The sequence below is a fragment of the Kitasatospora sp. NPDC004531 genome (genome assembly GCF_053602195.1).
In genome coordinates this window covers 22,237-30,186 of the sequence record NZ_JBSGDD010000086.1, presented here as the reverse complement: position 1 = coordinate 30,186, position 7,950 = coordinate 22,237, and the positions used below count along the sequence as shown (strand labels likewise).

General features: G+C 76.2%; 5 protein-coding genes and 1 pseudogene. 3 read left to right on the top strand and 3 right to left on the bottom strand.

Annotation, left to right across the window (positions count from 1 at the left end):
• Positions 1 to 183 (bottom strand): annotated as a pseudogene (locus tag ACWEMJ_RS27300) (LuxR C-terminal-related transcriptional regulator); the annotation flags it as partial.
• On the opposite strand from ACWEMJ_RS27300, the gene ACWEMJ_RS27295 reads away from it, so the two are divergent.
• The 3 genes from ACWEMJ_RS27295 to ACWEMJ_RS27285 all read left to right on the top strand — a co-directional run bounded on the left by ACWEMJ_RS27295 (position 120) and on the right by ACWEMJ_RS27285 (position 5,822).
• Positions 120 to 1,865, top strand: coding sequence for an ATP-binding cassette domain-containing protein (locus tag ACWEMJ_RS27295; RefSeq protein ID WP_452139784.1), 1,746 nt, complete (start codon positions 120 to 122; stop codon positions 1,863 to 1,865). The pseudogene ACWEMJ_RS27300 and the gene ACWEMJ_RS27295 overlap by 64 nt on opposite strands.
• A gap of 1,497 nt (positions 1,866 to 3,362) precedes the next feature.
• Positions 3,363 to 5,105, top strand: a complete 1,743-nt coding sequence (locus tag ACWEMJ_RS27290; RefSeq protein WP_452139783.1) for an ATP-binding cassette domain-containing protein — start codon at positions 3,363 to 3,365, stop codon at positions 5,103 to 5,105.
• Positions 5,106 to 5,159: 54 nt separating this feature from the next.
• The gene (locus tag ACWEMJ_RS27285) at positions 5,160 to 5,822 is read left to right on the top strand and encodes a response regulator transcription factor (protein ID WP_452139785.1); all 663 of its coding nucleotides are present in this window, start codon (positions 5,160 to 5,162) and stop codon (positions 5,820 to 5,822) included.
• A gap of 25 nt (positions 5,823 to 5,847) precedes the next feature.
• Here the strand turns inward: ACWEMJ_RS27285 and ACWEMJ_RS27280 are convergent, their stop codons facing one another.
• Together ACWEMJ_RS27280 and ACWEMJ_RS27275 are read right to left on the bottom strand one after the other, a co-directional pair.
• A complete protein-coding gene (locus ACWEMJ_RS27280) occupies positions 5,848 to 6,636 on the bottom strand; it encodes a nucleotidyltransferase domain-containing protein (protein WP_452139782.1) in 789 nt (262 codons plus the stop codon).
• Between the two features lie 64 nt (positions 6,637 to 6,700).
• Positions 6,701 to 7,915, bottom strand: coding sequence for a sensor domain-containing protein (locus ACWEMJ_RS27275; RefSeq protein ID WP_452139781.1), 1,215 nt, complete (start codon positions 7,913 to 7,915; stop codon positions 6,701 to 6,703).
• Positions 7,916 to 7,950 lie beyond the last annotated feature (35 nt).

Sequence of the window (7,950 nt, the reverse complement as noted above, 5' to 3'; positions counted from 1 at the left end):
CGGGCGAGGTGGCTCTTCACGGTCAGGGCGGAGAGGCCCATCGCGACGCCGATCGCCTTGTTCGACTGGCCCTCGGCGACCTGCATGTCCGCATGTCCGGTTCGACCCGGGGAGCCGTGGTGTCCGTCGTTCCGCGCGTGTCGGTGTTGCGGTCCGTGCTGGTGCTGAAGCGGGGCTGGACGGTGGCGTTGGCCCTGTCGGTCGCGGTCGGCACGGCGTGCACGCTGCTGTTGCCCCGTGCGCTCGCCCGGGCGATCGACCGGACGCTGGCCGGGGCTGGGGCGGGTGCCGCAACTCCGCTGCTGGTGCTGGTGGTTGTGGCGGCGGCCGCGGAGGCCGGCGCGCAGTTCGCGGCGCCGGGGGGCGCGGCGGCGGTGGGCGGGGCGCTGCGGGCCGAGGCGGTCCGGCGGGTGGGGGCGGGGGCGGTGGGCGGTGCCGCGGCTGGCGGTGCCGCGGTGGGCGGTGCCGCGGTGGGCGGCGGCGCGGGTGGCGGTCCGACGGCCGGCGATGTGGCAGCGCGGCTGACCGGCAGCGCCCCGCAGGCCGCGCTGGCGGGGGCGGCCGTGGTGCAGACCGTCGCCCAACTGGCCACCGCCGCAGGGGCGGTGACCGGCCTGTTCCTGCTGTCGCCGCTTCCGGCGGCGGCGTTCCTCGTGGCGGCGCCGGCCGGGTGGCTGCTGATCCGGCGGCAGGTGCGGCGCACCGCCGGGCACGGCGAGGCGTACCAGGCCGCGCAGTCCGCGATCGCCTCCCGACTGGTGGAGGCGCTGCACGGCAGTGCGTCGATCGCCGCGGCCGGCGCGCGGGCGGCCGAGCTGGACCGGGTGCTGCGTCCGCTGCCCGAACTCTCCTCGCACGGACGGGCGTTGTGGCGCAGCCAACGGGAGACCGCTTGGCGGGTGGGCCTGCTGGCGCCCGCGACGCAGGTGGCCGTGCTGGCGGCGGCGGGCGCGGAGCTGGCCGCCGGGCGTCTCACCCCCGGGGGTATGGCGGCGGCACTGGCGTACGCCACGGTCGGGCTGGGGGGCTTCGGCGCGGCGCAGAGTCTGCTGGACCTGGCGCGGGCGCGGGCCGCCGCGGTTCGGCTGGCCGAGCTCCGGGCGGCCCCGCTGCCCGCTGTCGGGGATGTCGAACTTCCCCATGGGGGTGGGAGGTTGGAGTTCCTGGGGGTGGCGGTGGCGGCGGGTTCGGGGGCGCTGCTGGACGGGCTCGATCTGGCGGTTCCGGCCGGTTGCTGGGTGGCGGTGGTGGGGGCGGACGATGCCGCGACGACGGCGGTCGCGGCGCTGGGGGCCGGGCTGCTGCGACCGTCGCGGGGCGAGGTGCGGCTCGATGGCGTCAGCCTCGCCGCCCTCCGGGAGCGCGAGCTGCGGGCGGCGGTGGCGGTGGCGTTCGCCGATCCGGTGCTGTACGGGGAGACGGTCGCGGACGCGCTCCGGCTCGGGCAAGAGGGGCTTGGCGAGCGGGAGTTGGTGGAGGCCGCGCGGGCGGTCGGGGCGGACGCGTTCCTGCGGAGGCTGCCGTCCGCCTACGGCACGCCACCGGGCGACGCACCACTGTCCGGCGGCGAGCGCCAGCGGGTCGGCCTGGCGCGAGCGCTGTGCCGGGACGCCCGGCTGCTCGTCCTCGACCACGCGACCGGTGGCCTCGACCCGTCCGCCGAAGCCACCGTCCTGGCCGCCCTGCGCACCCGCGACGCCACCCGGCTGTGCGCCACCCGCAGCCCCGCCCTCGCCGCCGAAGCCGACCTGGTCGCCTGGCTCGACACCGGCCACCTGCGCGCACTGGCTCCGCACCGAACACTGTGGCACTCCCCCGCGTACCGGGCCCTGTTCGCCCCCGACTCGCCGGAGCCCACCGCATGACGCCCGCCGGGCCCACCGTCGGGGCGGTCGCGGCGCGGCTGCGAAACGCCACCGGCGGGCGGGGCAGTCTTCGGAGGCGCGCGTTGACGGCTCGCACTCGGGAGCGGAGAAATCGGCTTGCGGAGGTGGGAGTTGGCGGCGATCGGGGCGACGGCGCACTTGCCACGACGGCCGGGCTACCGCGCACCGCCGGCGGCCACGGCGCTGCCCGGAGGCGAACACCCATGGCTCGGGCGACCTGGCGGGCCCACGGACCACACGATCACCGGCACCGCAGTCTCGGCGGCAGACACAGCGCTGCCCGGAGCCACCCACCGAAGGCCCGGGTACGGCCAAACCGGCACGGGAGGGCGAGAGTTGGCGACGATCACGCCGACGGTCGAAGCGACAGCACCACCATCACAGCGGCCCGACTGCCACACAGCGACGGCAAACCACGGCACCACCCGGAGACGAACGCCGACGATTCGAGCCACCTGGCGAACCCACGGACCACACGATCACCGACTTGGACAACCGAGCCTGCGCGGCTGGCCACCAGTTGACGGACTCGGCGCCGGCCTTCGGATCACCGGCACCACTGCTTCGGCGGCAGACACAGCGCTGGCTGGAGCCGAGCACCGAAGGCCCGGACATGGCCAAGCCGGCGTGAGAGAGGAGAGTTGGCGGGTCAAAGCGGCAGCATCCCCGCCACGACGGCCGGACTTCCGCGAGCCGCTGGCGACCACGGCAGGCACTGCCCGGAGGCGAACACCCATGGCTCGGGCGACCTGGCGGGCCCACGGACCATGCGATCACCGAACCGGTCAGCCAAGTCTGCCCGGGTGGTCGGCAGTTGGCAGAGCCCGCGCCGGCATGCGGATCGCCGGGATGCTTCGGCGGCGGACACAGCGCTGCCTGGGGGCGAGCACCGAAGGTTCTGGCGCGGCCAAACCGGTGCGGGAGGGCGAGAGTTGGCGGTCGGAACGACGGCGCGCTCGCCACGACGGCCGGGGTGCCGCGTGCCACGGCACCGCCCGAAGGCGAGCAGCCAGGACGGCCCGCCGGGCAGGTGGCAGGGATCTGGCGTTCAGCAGCCGAAGCGAGGGCACCACTGTCGCGACGGCCGGCGTGCTGCCGCACATTGCTGGCGACCGCCGATGGATCGGGCCGCCCGGAGGGCTGGTCGGGGCGGGTGGTCGCGGAGAGGGTCGGCGAAGTCGTGTTGGGTGCAAGGGAGTTGGTGGGAGTTCCACACGGCGCGACTGCGGGCGGCGGCGGTTGTTCGGCCTCTCCCGGGCCCGGTGCAGGAGAGCAGCTGTGTTGGCCGGTCGGCTTGGAACGCCACACCTGCCCGGACGGCCCACCAGGGTGGTCGCCGGCGTCTGGCGAGGTCGTCAAGTGTGCTCTGCGGGTGGCCGGTGGCACCGCTCGGCTCGCGGAGGGCGGATCGCGCCTCATCGGCCCTGCGGGGCTCCGTCCTTGTGTTCAGCACCGACTCTTGCGGGGGGCCGTCCCATGACGCGATCCGATGGTGGGCGGGCGGCCCGGGGTGGGCCTGGGTTGTTGCGGGTGGCGCTGGCCGGGGCGCTGCCGGAGGTGGGGCGGCTGGCCGGGTGGACGGTGTTGTCCGCTGGGCCTGCGGCGGTCTCCGGGAAGGCGCTCGCGCTGGCGGTCGACAAGGGGTTTCTGGCGCGCCAACCGGCCGTCGGGTGGGGCTGGTTGGGGCTGTTCGCCGCTGCGGCGGCGGTCTCGGCGTGGGGTGCTCGGGGCGCCTACGGTCCGTTGGCGCGGGTGGTGGAGCCGGCCCGCGACCGGGTGTTGCGGGCGACGGCGGACGGGGCGTTGCGGCAGACGGCTGCGACGCGGCCGGATCCGGATGCGGCGGCCGTCGCGGTGGCGCGGATCACCCGGCAGGTCGAGGCGGTGCGCGACGGGCTGGCGGGGCAGTTGCTGCTGGTCTCGCATCTGGTGCTGACGCTCGCCGCGGTGGTGGCGGGCACGGCCGCGCTCGCGCCTGCCGCGCTCGTCCCGGTCGGCGCGCCGCTGCTGCTGTCGCTGGTGGCGTTCGCCGCGCTGACCCCCCGGATGGCCCGTCGTCAGCGTGAACTGTTCGGCACCGAGGAGGAGTTCACCGCCTCGGCGCTGCGCACCATGACCGCGCTGCGCGACCTGACCGCCTGCGGGGCGCAGCAGCGGGCGGTCGATCGGGTGCTGGCCGATGTCGCCGCGAACGAGGCTGCCGGGCGGGCGCTGGCCCGGCTGGCCGCCGTCCGGCATCTGCTGGTCGCGTTGGGTGTGCACGGTCCGCTGGCCGTTCTGGTGGTGACCGCCCCGGCGCTGTTGCGGGGCGGTCTGAGTCCGGGTGCGCTGCTGGGCGCCCTCGGGTATCTGCTGGGCACGTTGGAGCCGGCGCTGCGGCTGCTGGTGCAGGGGCTGGGTCCGTCCTGGCTGCGCCTGTCCGTCGCCGCCGAGCGCCTGGCCGCGACGGCTGGGACGGCCGCGACGCCGTGCGAGGAGCCTGCCGTCGTGCCGCCGCCGCCCGTGCGGCGGCGGTCGCGGCCGCCGGCGCTGGAGTTGCGCGGGGTCGGCTTCTCGTGGGGGCGTGGCGCGGAGCCGGTGCTGCGGGACGTCGATCTGGCGCTCCGGGACGGGGAGAGTCTCGCGGTGGTGGGGCCGTCCGGCACCGGCAAGTCGACGCTCGCGGCGCTGGCCGCCGGGCTGCTACGTCCGGATCGCGGCGAGGTTCTGCTGTCGGGCCTGTCGGCGGGGCGGCTGTCGCCCGCCGCGCGGGCGGGGCTGCGGGTGCTGCTCCCACAGGAGCCGTACGTCTTCACCGGCACCCTCGCCGAGAACCTTCGCTGGCCGGCCACGGATCTGCCGACGGCGCGGCTGCGCGAGGCTCTGCGGGTGCTCGGTGCGGAGGCGCTCGCGGACCGTCACGGCGGGCTGGACGGGCCGGTCGGCGCGGCCGTCCTGTCGCCGGGCGAGCGTCAACTCGTCGCGCTGGTACGGGCGTTCCTCGCTGCTTCACCGCTCACCATTCTCGACGAGGCGACCAGCTGGCTCGACGCCACCGCCGAGCTCCGCATCGAGCAGGCCTTCCGCGACCGTCCTGGCGCGCTGCTCGTCGTCACCCACCGCGCGTCGCAGGCGGACCGCGCCGACCGGGTGCTGCGCCTCGCGGACGCCGACTGGTCGCTGACTCCCGGCCGGCCGTCGTGCCGTGCGCCGAGCGACCGGGGTCCTGGGGGTCGGTGAGGCGCGGGCCGGGCCGCGCGGGCGGGATCGGTGGTGCGGGAGGATGGTCGGATGATGGACGACGATCGCCTGCGGGTGGTGCTGGCCGAGGACTCGGCGATTTTGCGGGACGGCCTGGCGGAGCTGCTGGCGGTGCGCGGGTTGGAGGTGGCGGCGGCGGTCGCCACCGGGGAGGAGTTGCTCGCGGCGGTCGCCGAGCACCGGCCGCAGGTGGCGGTGGTGGATGTCCGGATGCCGCCCACGCACACCGACGAGGGGGTGCGGGCGGCGCTGCGGATTCGGCGGTCCTGGCCGGGGGTGGGTGTGCTGGTGTTCTCCCAGCATCTGGAGTCCGGTTGGGTGGCCCGGCTGCTGGCCGACGGTGCGGCCGGGATCGGGTACCTGTTGAAGGAGCGCGTGGCCCGGACGTCGGAGTTCGTCGATGCCCTGCGCCGGGTCGCCGCCGGTGGCACCGCGCTGGATCCGGAGGTCGTCACGCACCTGATGCGGGCCCGCCGCCGCAGCGCCGTGGACGGGCTGACGCCCCGTGAGCGCGAGGTCCTGGCGCTGATGGCGGAGGGCCGCTCCAACCGGGCCGTGGCGCAGCGGCTCTCGGTCTCGGAGCGGGCGGTGGAGAAGCATGTCGCGTCGGTGTTCACCAAGTTCGACCTGCACGCCTCGCCGGCCGACAACCGGCGGGTGCTGGCGGTGCTGGCCTACCTGGCCGAGGTGGGCTGACGGTCGGGTGGGCGGCCCGTTCCGGTCAGGGCTGCTGCTCGACGATCTCGTGCAGGTACTGCACGGCGAGCTGCTCCGCCTGCCGGCGCCGTTCGAGGTCGGCGCCGCCGGACCACCGGCGGTAGAGGTCGACGGCGGCGAGCAGCGCCCGGCCGGCCTCGGCGCGGTCGTAGCCGCACAGGGTGGCGCGCAGGGCGTGGGCGGCGTCGGGGGCGACGGTCTCCAGGCGGCGGACGCCGCGCGGGGTCGCGCCCGCGCGGTGGGCGGCGAGCGGGCCGAGGACGAGGTCGCGCAGGTGGGTGAGGACGGCGACGGTCTCGAAGAGTTCGCCGCGGCCGAGCTTGGTCGCGCCGTAGTGCACCCAGACCCAGAACCGGTCCTCGATCCACTGTTGGTCGAACTCCTCGGCGCAGGGCGGCTGTTGGGCGAGCGCGTCGGCGAGGCGGCCGTCCCGGTCCTGGAGGACCTGCGGGTCCTCGCTGCGCCGGGCGAAGTCGGCGAGCCGGACGAACTTGAAGTCCACGTGCAGCAGCGGCGGGCCGACCAGGGTGACGATCAGCCGGGGTTCGCCGACGTGTTCGCCGGTGAAGCCGGCCACCAGCCGGGTCCAGCTGCCGATCAGGGCGAGGCGTTCGCGCATCACGGCGTCGTACGCGTCGTCCTCGACGGCGAGGACCAGGTCGACGTCCGAGTGGAGGTCGGGGCGGCCCTCGGCGATCGATCCGGCGACGGCGACGCCGGCGATGCGGGCGTCCTGCCGGATCCGCGGGAGCGTCTCGGCGAGGAACCGGCGGTGCGGGGCGGGGAGGTTCATCTGCTTTCCTTCCGGGCGGAGCAAAGCAGATCAACGTAGCACGGCCGGGACAATGGGCCGTCAACTACCCAAGGCGCAGCGGCAGTTCGGCGGTGGCGACGGTCGGGCCGCCCGGGGGGCTGGTGATCCGGAGGGCGCCGTCGACGGCGGCGACGCGGTCGGCGAGGCCGTGCAGGCCGTGGCCGGGGGTGGCGGTGGCACCGCCCCGGCCGTTGTCGTGGACGGTGAGGCGGATCCGGTCGGGGCCGGCGGTGACGGTGAGTTCGGCGGCGGTGGCGGTGCTGTGCTTGCTGATGTTGGTGAGGAGTTCGGCGGCGCAGTACCAGAGGGTCTGTTCGACGGCTTCCTCCGGGCGGTGTTCGGGCAGGTCGAGGCGGACGGCGACGGGGACGGCGCAGCCGGCGGCGAGGGCGGGCAGGGCTTCGGCGAGGCCGCCGTCGAGGCCGGTGGGGCGCAGGCCCCGGGTGAGGGCGCGGAGTGCGGCGATGGTGTCGTCGGTCTGGGTCCGGGCGCGGTCGAGCAGGGCGCGCAGGCGGGAGTCGGCGGGGGCGTGGTCGTCGGCGAGCGAGAGGGTGATGGCGAGGGCGACCAGGCGGGCCTGGGTGCCGTCGTGCAGGTCGCGTTCGAGGCGGCGCAGTCTCTCGGCGCCGGTGGTGAGCAGGGTGTGGCGGGCCGTTTCGAGGTCCTGGACGCGCTGCTGGGTGCGGGCCGGTCCGAGCAGGTGGCGGGCCAGCAGCCGGTTGGCGTCGGCGGTGAGGCGCAGCAGGGGCGGGGTGAGGGCGAGCAGGGCGAGGCCGAGCGGCGGGGCGGCGAGGTCGAGCGGGGTGGCGGGGTGCGGGCCGTCCTCCAGCAGGCGCAGCCAGAGCGGGAAGCCGAGCAGCCAGCAGCCGGCGAGGGGGAGCAGGACGGCGGCGAGGCCGAGGACGCCGAGCGGCAGGCGCAGCAGCAGGTGGGCGAGGGTGCGCCAGGCGACGGGGTCGGTGAGGGCAGCCCTGATCCGGGCGGCGGGGCCGGGCGGGCGGGCGGCGGGGCCGGGGGCGGGGACGTGTTCGTGGAGCAGCCGGGCGGCCAGCCAGCGTTGCGGGTGGCCGAGTCGGCGGGCGCCGGTGAGGGCGAGCGCGGTGACGGGCAGGCCGACGACCGTCAGTGAGAGCAGCACTCCGGCGTAGAGCGCGGCCAGCGCGTACGCCCCGCCGAGGAGCGCCGCGGGCAGGCCGAGCACCAGGTAGGCCACCTCCCCCGGTCGCACCGTCCACCGGCGCCGTGTCGGCCTGCTCATCGTCCACCTCCGTGTCGCCCGACGGTGATCATGTT

Excerpts from the sequence above, each read along its gene's own strand:
- ACWEMJ_RS27290 (WP_452139783.1), top strand. The coding sequence starts at position 3,363 with ATGACGCGATCCGATGGTGGGCGGGCGGCCCGGGGTGGGCCTGGGTTG.
- ACWEMJ_RS27285 (WP_452139785.1), top strand. The coding sequence starts at position 5,160 with ATGGACGACGATCGCCTGCGGGTGGTGCTGGCCGAGGACTCGGCGATT.
- ACWEMJ_RS27280 (WP_452139782.1), bottom strand. The coding sequence starts at position 6,636 with ATGAACCTCCCCGCCCCGCACCGCCGGTTCCTCGCCGAGACGCTCCCG.
- ACWEMJ_RS27275 (WP_452139781.1), bottom strand. The coding sequence starts at position 7,915 with ATGAGCAGGCCGACACGGCGCCGGTGGACGGTGCGACCGGGGGAGGTG.